We start from the raw sequence: 16,072 nt of genomic DNA, 5'->3' as shown, positions 1-16,072 counted from the left end.
ATCATATAATGTCAAAAGAAGTCAATTGCCAAGCAATCGACTTCTTTTGACATTATATCTGGTCTTTAAGTATATAGTTAAAGATATTTCCTGTTCTTCCTCCAATAAAAGAAAAACGAAATTGAAAAAATTTATCACTTATGTTAAGATACAATCAAAGCAGCATCCTGATGCCAAAAACACGATTTGAGGCAGAAGGCTGGGCGGGAAATCAAATGGAGGAATGGTGATGGAAACCAGAATTGCAGTAATTGGTATTGTTGTAGAGGAAGAGACATCTGTAGAGTTACTTAATGATATCCTCCACGAATACCGGCAGTACATCATTGGCCGTATGGGTATCCCTTATCCGAAGAAAAACGTCAGCATCATCAGCATTGCAGTGGATGCCCCTCAAAGCATTATTTCTGCACTGACGGGCAAGATCGGAAAATTAAAGGGAATCAGTTCTAAAACGGCTTATCAGGGGACGAAAGGCAGTCCCAGGGAGTAAGGAAATTCACAAAAACTGACGGGAAAGCAGATGCTGACCCAAAAGAAAGGAAGTAACACTATGTATGATCCAAAATCGCTGAAAGCGGAAGAATTCATTTCTCATGAGGAAATTCTGGAAACTCTTGATTATGCGGAAAAAAACAAAAGCAATACGGAGCTCATTGACCAGATCATTGCCAAGGCAGGTCTGAGAAAGGGCCTGACTCACCGGGAGGCGTCTGTGCTTTTGGCCTGTAACATTCCTGAAAAAATACAGGAAATCTATGATCTGGCAGAACAGATCAAAAAAGACTTCTACGGAAGCCGCATTGTCATGTTTGCCCCTCTTTACCTTTCTAATTACTGTGTCAATGGATGTACCTACTGTCCCTATCATTTAAAAAACAAACACATCGCCAGAAAAAAATTGACTCTGGAGGAAGTGGAGAAGGAAGTTATTGCCCTTCAGGATATGGGACACAAGCGACTTGCCATCGAAGCAGGAGAGGATCCTGTCAACAATCCCATCGAATACATTTTAGACTGTATCAAAACCATCTATTCCATCAAGCATAAAAACGGCGCCATCCGTCGTGTCAATATAAACATTGCCGCAACTACGGTAGAAAATTACCGGAAGCTGAAAGAGGCGGAGATCGGAACCTATATTCTCTTTCAGGAAACCTATCATAAGGAAAGCTATGAAAAGCTTCATCCCACAGGACCGAAACACAATTACGCATACCATACCGAAGCCATGGACCGGGCTATGGAGGGCGGCATTGATGATGTGGGGCTGGGAGTTTTATTTGGACTGGAGCTTTATCAGTATGAATTTGCAGGTCTGCTGATGCATGCCGAGCATCTGGAGGCCGTTCATGGAGTAGGCCCTCACACCATCAGTGTGCCCCGGATCAAAAAGGCCGATGACATTGATCCGGGCGCTTTTGACAATGGAATCGATGATGAAATATTTGCAAAAATCTGTGCCCTGATCCGCATTTCCGTTCCTTATACCGGAATGATCGTTTCCACCAGAGAGAGCCAGCAGGTGAGGGAAAAGGTAATCCGCCTGGGAGTGTCCCAGATCAGCGGCGGCTCCAGAACCAGTGTAGGCGGTTATCAGGAGGAAATCCGCCCTACCGATACAGAACAGTTTGACGTATCAGACCAGCGTTCCTTAGATGAAGTGGTTCACTGGCTGATGGACATGGGTTACATCCCATCCTTCTGCACCGCATGTTACCGGGAAGGCCGTACCGGAGACCGCTTTATGAGCCTTTGCAAAAGCGGCCAGATCCAGAACTGCTGTCAGCCCAATGCACTTATGACCTTAAAGGAATATTTAATGGACTACGCCTCCGAGGATACGAAAAAGATAGGCGAGGCCCTTATTGAGGCAGAATTAAACCACATCCCCAAGGAAAAGGTCCGTTTCATCTGTGAAGAGCATTTGGAAAAAATACAAGATGGAATCAGGGATTTCCGTTTTTAATATTTGGGACTGACAGAAAAATGAGGTGATAAGTATGGGACTGAATGAAACACCATCTTCAGAGCGGGTGCACATCGGCTTTTTTGGCCGCCGCAATGCGGGAAAATCCACCGTCGTCAATGCGGTGACAGGACAGGAGATGTCCGTTGTATCAGATATAAAAGGCACCACCACAGACCCTGTATACAAATCCATGGAGCTTCTCCCCATAGGCCCGGTGGTCATTATCGACACCCCTGGCTTTGACGATGAAGGCGCCCTGGGAGAAATGAGGGTAAAAAGAACAAAACAGATTTTAAACAGGGCCGACTGCGCCGTGCTGGTGGTGGACGGAACCCTTGGAAAAACAGAGGCTGATGAGGAACTGCTGCGGATATTTGGGGAAAAGAATATTCCTTATATCGTAGCCTATAATAAATGTGATTTAACAGGAGAACAGGATTTTTCAGACGGCCTTTCCGTCAGCGGGGAAAAGGGCTTGTTCATCCATGAATTAAAGGAACGGATCGGAGTACTTGTCAATACGGGAGATAAGGAAAAACGGCTGGTAGGGGATATGTTAAAGCCTTATGATCTGGTAGTCCTGGTCATTCCCATTGACAGTGCGGCGCCCAAGGGCCGGATTATCCTGCCCCAGCAGCAGGTCATGAGGGATGTTTTAGAGGCAGGGGCAATCTCGGTTGCAGTACGGGATACGGAGTTAAAAGAGACTTTCAAGCAACTTGGGAAAAAGCCTGCCCTTGTCATTACAGACAGCCAGGCATTTGAGCAGGTGAATCAGGACACGCCGGAAGATGTTCTTCTCACTTCCTTTTCCATTCTGATGGCAAGGTATAAAGGCTTTTTAGAGGATGCAGTGAAAGGGTCGGCGGCTTTAAGCGGTTTAAAGGAGGGGGATAAGATTCTCATTTCCGAAGGCTGTACCCATCACAGACAATGCGATGACATCGGCACCGTAAAGCTTCCCCGCTGGCTTAAAGAGTTTACAGGAAAGGAACTGGTCATTGAAACTTCTTCCGGGCGGGAATTTCCGGAGGATATTTCTTCTTATCAGCTGGTCATCCACTGCGGCGGCTGTATGCTCAATGACCGGGAGATGGAATACCGGAGAAAATGCGCGGCAGATGCCGGAGTTCCTTTTGTTAATTACGGCATTGCAATTGCACACATGAAGGGAATATTAAAAAGAAGTGTAAAGGTATTTCCTGATTTGGAGAAAATCCTTCCCTGATAAAATCCTTTTGACATTTCCTCCTCTCCTACGGTATAATATGAAGGTTAAAAGATTGGGAGTGGAGAAAAGATGGCAAGAGAAAAGAAATCCAGTCTTTCTGAGGTAGCGGCGGATTTTGTCCGGGAACAGATTCTGCAGGGGAAGCTGGCTCAAAAGGAAAAGATTGTTGAAAATGAAATAGCAAACCAGCTTGGAATGAGCCGTGGGCCTGTAAGAGAGGCTTTGAAGCAGTTGATGTATGAAGGATTCCTGGATTATGAAACCAATAAGGGGTATTCGGTTTCCATGCTGTCTCCCAAGGATGCTTATGAGATATTTTTCCTTCGCGGAAATCTGGAGAATTTGGCTCTGGAGCGGTGCTGCGGACGTATTTTAAGCGATTCCATATTTCTTATGGAGGATGCAGTGCTGGCTATGAAGGCGGCTGTGGCGGAAGATGACATGGGAAAGATGATTCAGTATGATGAGATTTTTCACAAGCAGATCATAATATCCGGACAGATGGACAGGCTGACCAGTTTGTGGGAGACTTTAAGCCCCTTAAACGGCGCTATGTTTTATACCATCAAGCAGATTAATGAGTACACAGCAGAAAAGAATTTGTCTCTTGATTCCAATGACGGGTCGGAGAGCAGGCGGGGCAATAACTATTTGGAGCATCAGTGGCTTCTGGATATTTTAAGACGGAATAATCTGGAAGAGTCAAAGAATGCCATTAAAGCCCATTACATTGCAAGCGGAGAGCGTATTTACCGCATTGGGCGGCAGATGAAGAATCAGGATATTTTTTATAATGGATAAAGAAAGCGGAGATGAAGAATCAAAAAGATTCTTTCATTTCCGCTTTGTTGATTTAAAAAGGCATATCCTGAATTTTTCTGCAGATATATTCCATTTCCTCCACGCCGTAACGCTGGTCGCAGGGAAGGGAGAGCACATGACTGTAGATATAATCTGCCTCCCCGCGGCCTGCGGTATCTACCATGGGTCCCTTGGGCCAGTAGGCGGTGGATTTAATTCCATGGCCGGATAAGTAAGCTTGTACCATATCCCTGTCCTTTGCATATACCGTAAAGTGGCTTGGCACCGTTTCATCAGGCAGAGCGGGAAATACGATGGTGAGCTGGGGATGGCCTGGCATATGGTCCAGCAGATATTGATAATTCTTGCGGCGCTGTTTTTTCAGATGGTCAAAATCATAGCGGCGGAGAATGGATTCAGACTCCTCATCGCTTCCATAGCTGTCAAAAATACGCCTCAGCATCATTTCCGCATCCCAGAAGGAAGCATTTAGCTGCTCCATGGCATGGGGGTCTGTCTGACCGCTTACGGCGGACATCAGTTCCAGCTTTCCTTTCATGGAAATGCGGCGCAGAGAAAGGTGTGCTTCCTCCGGCCTGTGAACCGGAAGGGAAAAAGTCCCCTTTCTTTTGCAGGCAAAGCCCCCGGCAGGAACGCCGATCCACTTTCGCAGGCTTCCCACCACATAGTCACAGCAAGGGTCAATGCCGTTGCCGGAGAAAATGGAGTGGGTAGTATCTTCTATAATAATAACTCCCATTTCAGAGCACTTCCTGATAAAGTCCCTGTCATAATTGCAGAAACCGTAATAGCCGCATAAATTAATGACACTGATGCGTTCTAAAGCTGATTCCTCAAATATAGGGGTCATATCTTTTGTTACATCGTAAAACAGGAGTTCATATCCAGCCTTTAAAAATGGGTCCAAAACTGTTTCGCAGGTGTAAATGGGCACATAGGCGGTCTTTTTTGTATCAGTGAGAGCAATATCCATTAAGGCATAGTAATTGGCGCACCTGCCTGACATAAAAAAGCCCAGGCTTCCCCCCTCCGGACAAAGGCTTTCCCAGAAATGGTTTTCAGTTTCAAGCAGCGGTTCATAGGGAAAAAATCCACCTATCTGTTTCATGTTGCAGTACCTCCTGAGCAATTTGGTTTTTTTGTGTGTACGTCATGCAAAGACATTCTGATGCGGCATAAAGACAAATATATCACATGAATGGTAAAAAGCACAATAGGAAATGTTTACGAAATATATGCATTATAATTTTTAAACAAATATTGTTGACAATATTATTGTATTGTTTTATAATCGGAACGAAGCAAAGGAGTTTCAGCATCCTTAGGCTTCTTTTTTATTTTGCTTTGCCTGATTAGAGGCAAGGTTGAAAGAAAATCACCTGGATATGCTTACATATCCGTTTGATTCATCAGTATACAAATACGCGAAGAATGGAGAGAGAGAAATGTACAAGTATGTATTAAAAAGGCTGCTTATGCTGATTCCGGTTATTATCGGTGTGACGTTCATTGTCTTTTTCGTTTTGAACTTATCACCAGGCGATCCTGCGGCGATTATTCTGGGCGACCAGGCTTCGGCAGAAGCTCTGGCTATGAAGCGGGAGGAACTGGGACTTAATGATCCTCTGCTGATCCGCTACGGACGTTACATGTTCCATATGGTTCAGGGAGATTTAGGCACCTCTTATAAAAACAACTTAAGCGTCTGGGCGCAGGTTATGGAACGCTTCCCCAACACCGCAGTGCTGGCAGTGGCTGGAATCCTGGTGGCCATCCTCATTGGAATCCCCACGGGAATCATTTCCGCTAAGAAACAATACTCTGTGATGGACAATGCGGCAATGCTGTTCTCTCTCGTCGGTGTGGCTATGCCAAACTTCTGGTTCGGCTTGCTGGTAGTTATTATTTTTGCTCTGAATTTAGGCTGGCTTCCTTCTCAGGGAATGGGAGAGGGCATTGTACCTCTCATCAAAAGCCTCATACTTCCTGCAATTACCTTAGGAACAGGTTCTGCAGCCATGATCACCCGTATGACGCGTTCTTCTATGCTGGAGGTCATCCGGCAGGATTACATAGATACAGCCAGAGCCAAAGGCTTATCTGATAAAAAAATCACCACCCGCCATATGCTGAAAAATGCCATGATCCCCATTATTACGGCAGTGGGACTTCAGTTTGGAACCCTTCTTGGAGGAGCCATGCTGACGGAAACCGTATTTTCCTGGCCGGGCCTGGGACGTCTTATGGTGGATTCCATCAAATCAAAAGACATTCCTCTGGTTCTGGGTTCCGTTATATTTCTGGCAATTATGTTTACGGTAGTTAATCTGGCTGTAGACATTATATACGCCTTCGTAGAACCGAGAATCAAATCACAATACAAGAGAAAGTAGGTGCAGCTCATGGGAAAGAAACATCTGATTGCTGCAGAAGGAGCGGGCAGCAGCCGTTCCCTTTGGGGAGAGGTATGGCGCAGATTTAAAAAGAACCGGATGGCCATGATAGGCATGTATTTTATCCTGGCGCTGGTGGTTATCGCCGTTGCCACCATCCTTATAGATACATTCACAAGAAACTCAGTTTACTTAAATTATGTGGTAAAACAGGACTTAAGAAAACGCCTTCAGGGACCCAGCATGGCTCATCCCTTTGGATTAGATGAATTTGGAAGGGATATGTTTCTGCGCATGTTATGGGCAGTCAGATACTCCTTATTCATGGGAACAGTGGCTATTATCATTTCCTGTATCATCGGAAGCCTTTTAGGAGCCTTTGCAGGATTTTACGGCAAAACTGCCGACAACGTCATCATGAGATTGATGGATATTTTGCTGGCCATTCCTTCCATGCTCTTAGCCATTGCGATTGTGGCGGCTTTGGGAACCAGCATTACCAATGTATTAATTGCCATTGCAATTTCTTACGTTCCTACCTTTGCCAGAACGGTCAGGGCTTCGGTACTGACGGTGAAGGATCAGGAGTTTATTGAAGCGGCCCGCGCCATCGGCTGCAGTGACTGGCGGATTATCATGAAATATGTGATTCCCAATTCCATGGCACCTATTATTGTACAGGTGACCCTGGGAATTGCCGGAGCCATTCTTTCCATTGCCGGACTTTCCTTCCTGGGACTGGGAATCCAGCCGCCTACTCCTGAATGGGGAGCCATGCTGTCCAATGCCCGCAGCTATATCCGTGATGCATGGCACGTGACGGTAATCCCCGGTATGGGAATCATGTTCACCATCCTGGCTCTTAACCTGGTGGGAGACGGACTGAGGGATGCCCTTGACCCAAGGCTGAAGAATTGATAGGTATGAAAGGACGGATAGTCATATGGCAGATAAACCATTGTTAGAAGTAAAGGACTTAGTCATCCATTATAAAACCGATGACGGAGTGGTAAAAGCGTTAAACGGAGTTAATTTACATATAGGTGCGGGAGAGACTTTAGGTCTGGTAGGCGAAACAGGTGCAGGAAAAACCACTCTTGCCAAGGGCATTATGAGACTGATTCCCAATCCTCCCGGAAAGATACTGGGCGGAGAGGTGCTGTTTGAAGGACAGGATATTTTAAATCTTTCTGCTGCGGGAATGGAACATGTCAGAGGAAGGGAGATTTCCATGATCTTCCAGGACCCTATGACTTCCTTAAATCCGGTTTTGACCGTTGGAGAGCAGATTATGGAAGTTATTGAAATCCACAATCAGGAGCTGTCCAAGACAGAAGCCAGGAAATGGGCTGAAAACATGCTGGAGCGGGTAGGAATTCCGGCAGAACGGTTCGGGGAATATCCCCATCAGTTTTCCGGCGGTATGAAGCAGAGGGTGGTCATTGCCATCGCCCTTGCCTGCAACCCCAAGCTGCTGATTGCGGACGAGCCTACCACGGCTTTGGACGTTACCATCCAGGCTCAGGTGCTGGAAATGATATACAAGCTGAAATCAGAAAATAACACTTCCATGATACTCATTACCCATGATTTGGGTGTGGTTGCCCAGAACTGCGACTATGTGGCGATCATTTATGCCGGGGAAGTGGTGGAATACGGCACTTTAAGAGATATTTACAAAGATACGAAGCACCCGTACACAGAAGGGCTTTTCGGCTCTATTCCCAGCCTGACAAGCGATGTAAAGCGGCTCCAGGCCATTGACGGCATGATGCCTGACCCCACCAGGCTGCCGGAGGGGTGTGTATTCTGCGACAGATGCAAGTATGCGGTTCCTGAATGTTCCCAGGCTCATCCTGAGATGGTGAATGTCAGCGGCACACATCAGGTCCGCTGTATCCGCTGCCGCTGAGAAAAGGAGATTGACATATGCAGGAACAGAAAAAAGAAATATTGCGGGTCGAACATCTGAAAAAATATTTTACAACTCCAAAAGGAACTCTTCATGCAGTGGATGACGTGAATTTTTCCATCCGTGCAGGTGAAACCTTAGGTGTGGTAGGGGAGTCGGGATGTGGAAAGTCTACCATGGGGCGGGCTATTCTGCGGCTTCATGAGCCTACAGAGGGAAAGGTGTTCTTTGAAGGGGAAAACATACTGGATTACAATAAGAAACAGATGAAGAAGCTGAGAAATGACATGCAGATCATCTTCCAGGACCCCTTTGCTTCCTTAAACCCAAGAATGACAGTCGGCGAAGCCATAATTGAGCCTTTGCTGGTCCAGGGCATTTATAAAGCCAATGACAGGGCCGCTATTATGGCCCAGGTAGAAAAAATCATGGATCTGGTAGGTCTGGCAAAGCGCCTGGTAAATACATACCCTCACGAGCTGGACGGAGGAAGGCGCCAGAGAATCGGAATTGCAAGAGCATTGGCTGTAAATCCCAAGTTCATTGTCTGTGACGAGCCGGTATCTGCCCTTGACGTGTCCATTCAGGCCCAGATTTTAAACCTGATGCAGGATCTTCAGGAAGAGCTGAATCTGACTTACATGTTTATCACCCACGATTTATCCGTGGTAAGGCATTTTTCCAATGATATTGTGGTTATGTATTTAGGACAGATGGTAGAAGCGGCTCCGGCTAAGGATTTGTTCAGGAACCCGATGCATCCCTATACAAAGGCACTGCTGTCAGCCATTCCTGTGCCTGATCCGGACTTTAAGATGGAGAGAATTCCCCTTAAGGGGGAACTGACCTCCCCCATCAATCCGGAGCCTGGATGCAGGTTTGCAAAACGTTGTCCTTATGCCATAGAAGCCTGCACAAGCCAGGAAATGGTGTTAAGGGAAATGGAGCCAGGCCATCATGTAAGCTGTCTTATGGTACAGCATATTGGATAAATTCCGGCAGGCAAATGCCTGAAACCGGTCTTTATAGAGGATTACACCAACTCAAAGAGAGGAGAATGTTGATTATGAAAAAAGCATGGAAAAAAGTTATGGCATTGTCCCTGATTGCTGCCATGGCAGTAAGCGTTGCCGGCTGCGGAAATTCAGGACAGAGCACAAATGCCGGAGGAACAAAGACTGAGGCGGCTTCCCAGGGAGGAGAGACAGGAGGAAGCGGTGGGTACAAGGATACCGTTGTCTGGGCCCAGGGTGCAGATGTTACTTCTCTTGACCCTCATCAGGGAAAGGAAACTCCGGCTGTTCAGGTAACAGACCAGATCTTTGACACCCTGACCGTAGTTGATGCGGCTACAGGCGAGTTAAAGCCCCAGATTGCAGAAAGCTGGGATCAGGAATCTGATACATCTTATACCTTCCATATCCGTAAAGGAGTAAAGTTCCACGACGGTTCTGAATTAAAGGCAGAGGATGTGAAGTTCTCCCTGGACAGAGCCATTGGTTCTGCGGCTGTTTCTTACATCGTTGACTTTATCAGCAGCGTAGAAGTGGTTGATGATTACACCGTGAAGATGGAGTTAAAGGCTCCTTATGCACCGGCTCTCAGAAACCTTTCCGTACCCTTTGCTGCAATCGTGCCGAAGGCAGCAGTAGAAGCTGGAGAAGCTGCATTCCAGCAGAATCCCATCGGCTCCGGCCCATATAAGTTCGTTGAGTGGAAACAGGGCGATTCCGTTACTTTAGACCGTTTTGACGACTACTACGACGGAGCGGCAGAAACACAGAAGCTGGTTATGAAGGTTATTCCTGAGGCAGCACAGAGAACCATTGCCCTGGAAACAGGAGAAGTGGACTTAGCATATGATCTGCTTCCAAACGATCTGGAAAAGGTAAGAAGCAATTCTGCTCTCCAGTTATTTGAAGCTCCATCCCTGACCTGCTTCTATATTTCCATGAACATGAACAAGGCACCATTTGACAATCAGAAGGTAAGAGATGCCGTCAACTACGCTATTGACCGCCAGTTGATCATCGATACCATTGCCAGCGGTTCCGGTGAACCGGCTGACGCCATTATCGCACCAGGCGTATTCGGATACTTCAGCCCGGGCGCATATGAGTACAATCCGGAAAAGGCAAAAGAGCTTCTTGCAGAAGCAGGTTTTGCAAATGGCTTTGAAACCAGCATTTGGGTAAATGACAACCAGACCCGTGTGGAAGTGTGCCAGGCAGTTCAGGCCATGCTTCAGGATGTGGGAATCACCTGCAGCATTGAAGTAATGGAGTTCGGAAGCTTTATTTCCAGAACAACTGCCGGAGAGCATGACATGGGATACTTTGGCTGGGTAACTTCTACCACAGATGCTGACTACACCTACTATTCCCTTGAGCACTCTTCTCAGCAGGGAGCAGCCGGAAACCGCAGCTTTATCGCAGATCCTGAAGTGGACAAGTTAGTAGAGACCGGAAGAACCAGCACAGACGAAACTGTAAGGCTGAAAGCATACGAAGACCTGGCTGTGAAGTTAAAAGAAATCAACAACAATGCACCTGTTTATTACACCACCATTACTGCAGGCGCCAATGCCAAGGTAGAAGGTTTCGTGATGGACCCAATCGGATATCACAAGCTGGATGATGTAAAGGTTGCAAAATAAGTGAAATAAAAGGAGAGAGATCATGAGGTTATCGAAGATTACATGGCCGGCAGCAGAGCGGTATTTTAAGGAAAGTGACATGGTCATTCTTCCAATCGGAAGTACAGAGTGCCACGGACGTCACGCTCCCCTTGGAACTGACACCCTGGTGCCGGACAAGATTTTGGATCTGATTGAGGAGAAAAATGACAACATCCTCATTGCACCCATGATTCCCTACGGAGCATGCCAGTCCCTGGCTGATTATCCGGGCACCATCAACATTGATCCTGATGTGCTTTACCAGTATGTATACCAGATTGTAGACGGGCTTTACAGCCACGGCGCCCGCAAGATTTTAGTGCTTAACGGACATGGGGGAAATATTAAAACCATCGAGCGTGTGGGTCTGGAGTTTGATAAAAAGGGTGCTATGGTGGTCATGCTCAACTGGTGGCTTATGGCCTGGGATATGAAACCGGAGTGGAAGGGCGGACACGGCGGCGGCGAGGAAACTGCAGGAATCATGGCAGTTGACCCGTCACTGATCGATATGAGCCAGATTGACCTTCCTCTGGAAATGACTGATTTGACAGAGAACCTGGTTGCAACAGGGTTCCGCACCATCCGATTTAAAGGGGTTGAAATCGAAATATTGAGAAACACCCCCAAAGTGACGGACAATGGCTGGATCGGACCGGATCATCCCAATACAGCCACTGTGGAATGGGGCCGGGAAATGGTTCAGACCACAGCCGACTATATTCTTGACTTAATTGAGGAATTAAAGAAAGTTAAGCTGTAATTGATACAATGGTTTTGACATATGGAGGAAATCATGGCAGATATAAAATTAATTGAAGCTTTGACCAATGCCTTTGGCCCCAGCGGCTTTGAGGATGAGGTAATCCGGGAAGTAAAGAACTGGTGCCAGGGTCTGGATGTGGAAAATGACGCCATGTACAATGTGTATGCATCCATGAAAAATAAAAAAAAGGGCCGTCCGGTGATTATGCTGGACGCCCACTTGGATGAGTGCGGATTCATGGTCCAGTCTATTCTGGAGAACGGGCTTTTGAGCATCCTCATGCTGGGAGGCTTCCATCTTACCAGCCTGCCTGCTCATTCCGTTCTGGTGAGAACCCGCTCCGGGAAGCTGCACAGAGGAATCACCACTTCCAAACCGGTGCACTTTCTCACACCTGCCCAAAGAAATGACAATTCCCTGGCTATTGAGGACATCCTGGTAGACGTGGGAGCCAGCAGCCGGGAAGAGGCAATGGAGGTTTACGGCATCCGTCCGGGGGACCCTATTGTACCTGATGTAAAATTTGAACATCATGAGGAAAACGGCATTTTGTACGGCAAGGCTTTTGACAACCGCTTAGGCTGCGTCAGCATCATTGAAACCATGCAGGCTTTAAAAGACGAAGCAGACCAGTTGGCAGTAGAAGTGGTAGGCGCCTTTGCCGCCCAGGAAGAAGTGGGCACCAGAGGAGCAACTGTAACAGCCCAGCAGGTGCAGCCGGATCTGGCTATTGTATTTGAAGGCTCTCCGGCAGATGATTTCTTCTTTAGGCCCGGCATCGCCCAGGGCTCTTTAAGAGGCGGTGTCCAGATCCGTCATATGGATAACAGCTATATTTCTAACGTGGAATTTATCCAGTATGCCCAGGAGATTGGCGACAAGTATGGAATCAAATATCAGGATGCCGTGCGCCGGGGGGGAAGCACCAATGCCGGGAAGATCAGTCTGACAGGCAAAGCTGTTCCTGTTCTGGTGCTGGGAATTCCGTCCAGATATGTGCACAGTCATTATAATTTCTGTGCTGCAGAGGATGTGGATGCCGCTGTTAACATGGCAGTAGAGGTTATCCGGGGATTAGATGCAGAGAAAATCGATTGGATTATGAGGAAAGATATCTGCAGGAACTGATAAAAAAGTGGGATTTGTACCTTTGTTTCAGGAACAAATCCCGCTTTTTTTATTGACTTTTCCGGTTCCATTGTATATACTTATACAAGCTTGTGACGGTGTAGAAAGAGTATTCTTTGTGCCGTCGTTTTTTGTTATGAAACTGTTTGATATTGACGAAGAATATCTAAAACTGGGTGTAAGGTTACAGACGGAATTGGCTTTAAGACCAGGAATAAAAAGAAAAGAGAACGATTATGAAAGTTTATATCAGTGTTGATTTAGAAGGCGTTTCAGGTGCAACATCCTGGAGTTCTACAAATTTAGGGGATATTGAACACGGACCTATTGCCAGAGAGATGACCCTTGAAGCCGTGGCCGCCTGCAAAGGCGCTGTTAAGGCAGGTGCTACAGAGATTTATATTAAGGATGCACACGATTCAGGCCGCAATATGGATTTATCTATGTTCCCCAAAGAAGCGAAGATCATATTCGGCTGGGAACAGTCTCCGGCATCTATGGTCTGCGGACTGGACAGCAGCTTTGATGCCCTGATGTTTGTGGGATATCATTCCCCCGCAGGTTCTAACGGCAATCCATTGTCACACACCATGAACAGACGCAATAATACAGTGAAATTTAACGGTAAGATTGCTTCCGAATTTCTCATACACGCTTACTACGCCCAGTCCCTTGGCGTGCCTTCTGTGTTTATCAGCGGAGACAGAGCCCTTTGCGGCCACGTACATGAGTATGACCCTAATATCACGGCTGTAGCAGTGAAGGAAGGCCTGGGAAATGCCACCATCAACCTTGCTCCCGAGCTGGCCCAGGAACAGATTCGTGAAGGTGCTTATGACGCTCTTATGAATAAGGATAAATGCCATTTGGAGGTTCCGTGCCCCATAGAGCTTGAGATCAACTTCAAAGACCATTTTGATGCATTGCGGGCATCCTTTTACCCGGGAATGAAGATGATAAATGATTATACAGTTTCCTATACGGCGAAAGATATGAAGGATCTTATGACGGCAAGGATGTTCGTATTGTAGGAAGCAGTGATTTATCTTTTATGTAAAAGTACACAATTTATATGTATATAAATTAGTAAAAACATTAGAAATTTTAAAATCAGTTGCATTCATCAGTAAATAGTGATATATTGTACTCAGTTGGTTACAACTAAATAGTAAAACAAGAAGACGTGTTACTGGTAATGCAGGCAAGATCGGATTGGGCGAAGGGTGATAAGACTCATTATTTTCTATGGTCTTATGATCCGTACAGCTTGATCGGGTCTTTTTATTTTGTCATTCCGGCCGGATGATGAGATAGAAAACACTTGAAAGGAGTTTGGAATATGAATTATAATCAAACAGCCAAGGACATTTTGGAACATGTCGGCGGCTCTGAAAATGTAAAGGGACTTACCCATTGTTTTACCAGATTGAGGTTTGAGTTAAAAGATTCAAAAAAAGTAAATAAAGAAGTGATTGAGCATCTGGAAGGCGTCATTTCAGTGGTGGAAAGCGGCGGACAGTTTCAAGTCGTTTTGGGAACAAAGGTGACCAAGGTTTATGAAGAGATCATTCCCATGGTATCACTGGCCGAAACTCCCGATGACGGAGGGGAAAAGGGTTCTTTGGGAAACCGGATTCTCATTGCCGTTTCCACCATGTTCACTCCTATGGTTCCGGCTATTGCAGCTTCCGGACTTTTAAAGGGCTTCCTGACCATTGCGAGAATTATGGCTTCCAAGCAGGGGCTGGATATTACCACCAATCAGACTTATATTCTCATTATGGCTGCCACAGACGCATTGTTTTATTTCATGCCCATTATCCTTGCCTATTCCAGTGCAAAGGTATTTAAGGCAAATGAATTCATTGCCATGGCTCTTGGCGGCACCATGTGCTACCCGGCAGTGGTTTCCCTGATGACAGGAGAAGCAGATGTTGCTATGTTCGGCATTTCCATCACCAAGGCAAGCTATGCTTCATCAGTAATTCCCATCATTATCGGGGTATTTATTCTCTCTTATATACAGAAGTTTTTAGAAAAAGTGATTCCGGAAGTGCTGAAGATTATTCTGGTTCCCGGTTTATCTCTGCTGGTCATGGTTCCTGCCACTTTTATGGTATTTGGACCCATCGGTATTTACATCGGAAATGCCATTAACTTTATTTACACCGGAATGATGAATTTAAGCCCTGCCTTATGCGGCGCATTCATAGGCGGCATGTGGTGCGTATTCGTTATTTTCGGAGCGCATAGAGCCCTGCTTCCCATCGGTATCAATGATGTGGCCCAGTTTGGACATCAGAATCTGCTGGCTTTTGCCGGTGCGGCAAACTTTTCCCAGGGCGGAGCGGCTCTCGGTGTTATGTTAAAAACAAAAAGCAAAGATTTGAAAACCGTTGCAGCTTCCGCCTCCATATCCGCCTCTGTCTGCGGCATCACAGAGCCTGCTATTTACGGCTGTAACCTGCGGTTGAAAAAGCCTATGATCTATGCCATTATCTGCGGCACCATCGGCGGAGCCATCATGGGAGTGGGAGGCGTGTACGGCGATGCTTTTGCCAATAACGGCGTGCTCACCTTTGCAACTTATGCAGCTTTTGGTATGAAAAGCTTTATTTATTATCTGATCGGCGTTGCAGTATCATTTTTTGGAGCAATGGGACTTACTATGCTTTTCGGTTTTGACGATATTCCTGGAAAGACAGAAAAAACTTCCGGTTCAAGGGAATCATCCGGCCGGACAATGACAGAAGAATCCGGTCAGCCTCATGATGCTTCCGATATCATCTCCAAAGCAGACGTATTGATCGGTTCCCCGGTGGAAGGTGCGGCAGTTTCCATGACATCGGTAAATGATGAGGTATTTTCCTCTATGGCATTGGGAAATGGAATTGCCATTGTGCCGGAAAAGGGTGAGGTTGTAGCTCCTGAGGACTGTACTGTGACTCTGGTATATCCAACCCTTCATGCTCTGGGGCTTATGCTGGACAATGGGGCGGAGATGATCATCCATGTGGGAATCAACACGGTCCAGTTAGAGGGAAAGCATTTTAAAAAGTATGTGGAAGAAGGCACTCATGTCAAAAAAGGGACCAGGCTTTTGTCCTTTGACTTAGATGCCCTGAAAAAAGAAGGATATGATACGGTGGTTCCCATTATCATCAGCAATAC

14 protein-coding genes are annotated in these 16,072 nt (G+C 46.4%); 13 read left to right on the top strand and 1 reads right to left on the bottom strand.

From position 1 onward, the window contains the following. Positions 1–229 precede the first annotated feature (229 nt). The 4 genes from V7M78_RS20215 to V7M78_RS20200 all read left to right on the top strand — a co-directional run bounded on the left by V7M78_RS20215 (position 230) and on the right by V7M78_RS20200 (position 4,004). Positions 230–493: a TM1266 family iron-only hydrogenase system putative regulator gene (locus V7M78_RS20215; RefSeq protein WP_333652454.1), complete on the top strand. Its 264-nt coding sequence runs from the start codon at positions 230–232 to the stop codon at positions 491–493. A gap of 60 nt (positions 494–553) precedes the next feature. After that, positions 554–1,969 (top strand): [FeFe] hydrogenase H-cluster radical SAM maturase HydG, encoded by a 1,416-nt coding sequence (gene hydG / locus V7M78_RS20210; protein WP_333652451.1) that lies wholly within the window; start codon positions 554–556, stop codon positions 1,967–1,969. Positions 1,970–2,003: 34 nt separating this feature from the next. Beyond that, the gene (hydF, locus tag V7M78_RS20205; RefSeq protein WP_333652448.1) at positions 2,004–3,200 is read left to right on the top strand and encodes a [FeFe] hydrogenase H-cluster maturation GTPase HydF; all 1,197 of its coding nucleotides are present in this window, start codon (positions 2,004–2,006) and stop codon (positions 3,198–3,200) included. A gap of 72 nt (positions 3,201–3,272) precedes the next feature. Then, complete coding sequence (locus V7M78_RS20200) at positions 3,273–4,004, top strand: GntR family transcriptional regulator (protein WP_333652445.1); 732 nt, start codon at positions 3,273–3,275, stop codon at positions 4,002–4,004. A gap of 52 nt (positions 4,005–4,056) precedes the next feature. On the opposite strand, the gene V7M78_RS20195 is transcribed toward V7M78_RS20200, so the two are convergent. After that, the gene (locus V7M78_RS20195; protein ID WP_333652442.1) at positions 4,057–5,133 is read right to left on the bottom strand and encodes a DegT/DnrJ/EryC1/StrS aminotransferase; all 1,077 of its coding nucleotides are present in this window, start codon (positions 5,131–5,133) and stop codon (positions 4,057–4,059) included. A 337-nt stretch (positions 5,134–5,470) separates the two neighbouring features. Here V7M78_RS20195 and V7M78_RS20190 point away from each other — a divergent pair, with 337 nt between their 5' ends. The 9 genes from V7M78_RS20190 to V7M78_RS20150 all read left to right on the top strand — a co-directional run. Further along, complete coding sequence (locus V7M78_RS20190; protein WP_333652440.1) at positions 5,471–6,418, top strand: ABC transporter permease; 948 nt, start codon at positions 5,471–5,473, stop codon at positions 6,416–6,418. A gap of 9 nt (positions 6,419–6,427) precedes the next feature. Continuing rightward, positions 6,428–7,336, top strand: a complete 909-nt coding sequence (locus V7M78_RS20185) for an ABC transporter permease (protein WP_442914684.1) — start codon at positions 6,428–6,430, stop codon at positions 7,334–7,336. Between the two features lie 25 nt (positions 7,337–7,361). Further along, the gene (locus V7M78_RS20180) at positions 7,362–8,330 is read left to right on the top strand and encodes an ABC transporter ATP-binding protein (protein ID WP_333652438.1); all 969 of its coding nucleotides are present in this window, start codon (positions 7,362–7,364) and stop codon (positions 8,328–8,330) included. 17 nt (positions 8,331–8,347) lie between these two features. Then, positions 8,348–9,322, top strand: a complete 975-nt coding sequence (locus V7M78_RS20175; RefSeq protein ID WP_333652436.1) for an ABC transporter ATP-binding protein — start codon at positions 8,348–8,350, stop codon at positions 9,320–9,322. A 74-nt stretch (positions 9,323–9,396) separates the two neighbouring features. Next, a complete protein-coding gene (locus V7M78_RS20170; protein ID WP_333652434.1) occupies positions 9,397–10,986 on the top strand; it encodes an ABC transporter substrate-binding protein in 1,590 nt (529 codons plus the stop codon). A 22-nt stretch (positions 10,987–11,008) separates the two neighbouring features. Continuing rightward, positions 11,009–11,770, top strand: coding sequence for a creatininase family protein (locus tag V7M78_RS20165; RefSeq protein WP_333652432.1), 762 nt, complete (start codon positions 11,009–11,011; stop codon positions 11,768–11,770). Between the two features lie 33 nt (positions 11,771–11,803). Then, positions 11,804–12,901, top strand: a complete 1,098-nt coding sequence (locus V7M78_RS20160; protein ID WP_333652430.1) for a M42 family metallopeptidase — start codon at positions 11,804–11,806, stop codon at positions 12,899–12,901. A 236-nt stretch (positions 12,902–13,137) separates the two neighbouring features. After that, positions 13,138–13,932 (top strand): M55 family metallopeptidase, encoded by a 795-nt coding sequence (locus V7M78_RS20155; protein ID WP_333652427.1) that lies wholly within the window; start codon positions 13,138–13,140, stop codon positions 13,930–13,932. A 308-nt stretch (positions 13,933–14,240) separates the two neighbouring features. Next, a partial coding sequence (locus V7M78_RS20150) for a beta-glucoside-specific PTS transporter subunit IIABC (protein WP_333652425.1) occupies positions 14,241–16,072 on the top strand: 1,832 nt, incomplete at its 3' end.

Source organism: Lacrimispora sp., assembly GCF_036758025.1.
Lineage (GTDB): Bacteria > Bacillota > Clostridia > Lachnospirales > Lachnospiraceae > Lacrimispora.
Note: the sequence above shows the minus strand (reverse complement) of the source record. Positions and strands in the feature narration are given on the sequence as shown.

Excerpts from the sequence above, each read along its gene's own strand:
- hydF (WP_333652448.1), top strand. The coding sequence starts at position 2,004 with ATGGGACTGAATGAAACACCATCTTCAGAGCGGGTGCACATCGGCTTT.
- V7M78_RS20190 (WP_333652440.1), top strand. The coding sequence starts at position 5,471 with ATGTACAAGTATGTATTAAAAAGGCTGCTTATGCTGATTCCGGTTATT.
- V7M78_RS20195 (WP_333652442.1), bottom strand. The coding sequence starts at position 5,133 with ATGAAACAGATAGGTGGATTTTTTCCCTATGAACCGCTGCTTGAAACT.
- V7M78_RS20170 (WP_333652434.1), top strand. The coding sequence starts at position 9,397 with ATGAAAAAAGCATGGAAAAAAGTTATGGCATTGTCCCTGATTGCTGCC.
- V7M78_RS20155 (WP_333652427.1), top strand. The coding sequence starts at position 13,138 with ATGAAAGTTTATATCAGTGTTGATTTAGAAGGCGTTTCAGGTGCAACA.
- V7M78_RS20215 (WP_333652454.1), top strand. The coding sequence starts at position 230 with ATGGAAACCAGAATTGCAGTAATTGGTATTGTTGTAGAGGAAGAGACA.
- V7M78_RS20175 (WP_333652436.1), top strand. The coding sequence starts at position 8,348 with ATGCAGGAACAGAAAAAAGAAATATTGCGGGTCGAACATCTGAAAAAA.
- V7M78_RS20200 (WP_333652445.1), top strand. The coding sequence starts at position 3,273 with ATGGCAAGAGAAAAGAAATCCAGTCTTTCTGAGGTAGCGGCGGATTTT.
- V7M78_RS20165 (WP_333652432.1), top strand. The coding sequence starts at position 11,009 with ATGAGGTTATCGAAGATTACATGGCCGGCAGCAGAGCGGTATTTTAAG.
- hydG (WP_333652451.1), top strand. The coding sequence starts at position 554 with ATGTATGATCCAAAATCGCTGAAAGCGGAAGAATTCATTTCTCATGAG.
- V7M78_RS20185 (WP_442914684.1), top strand. The coding sequence starts at position 6,428 with ATGGGAAAGAAACATCTGATTGCTGCAGAAGGAGCGGGCAGCAGCCGT.
- V7M78_RS20160 (WP_333652430.1), top strand. The coding sequence starts at position 11,804 with ATGGCAGATATAAAATTAATTGAAGCTTTGACCAATGCCTTTGGCCCC.
- V7M78_RS20180 (WP_333652438.1), top strand. The coding sequence starts at position 7,362 with ATGGCAGATAAACCATTGTTAGAAGTAAAGGACTTAGTCATCCATTAT.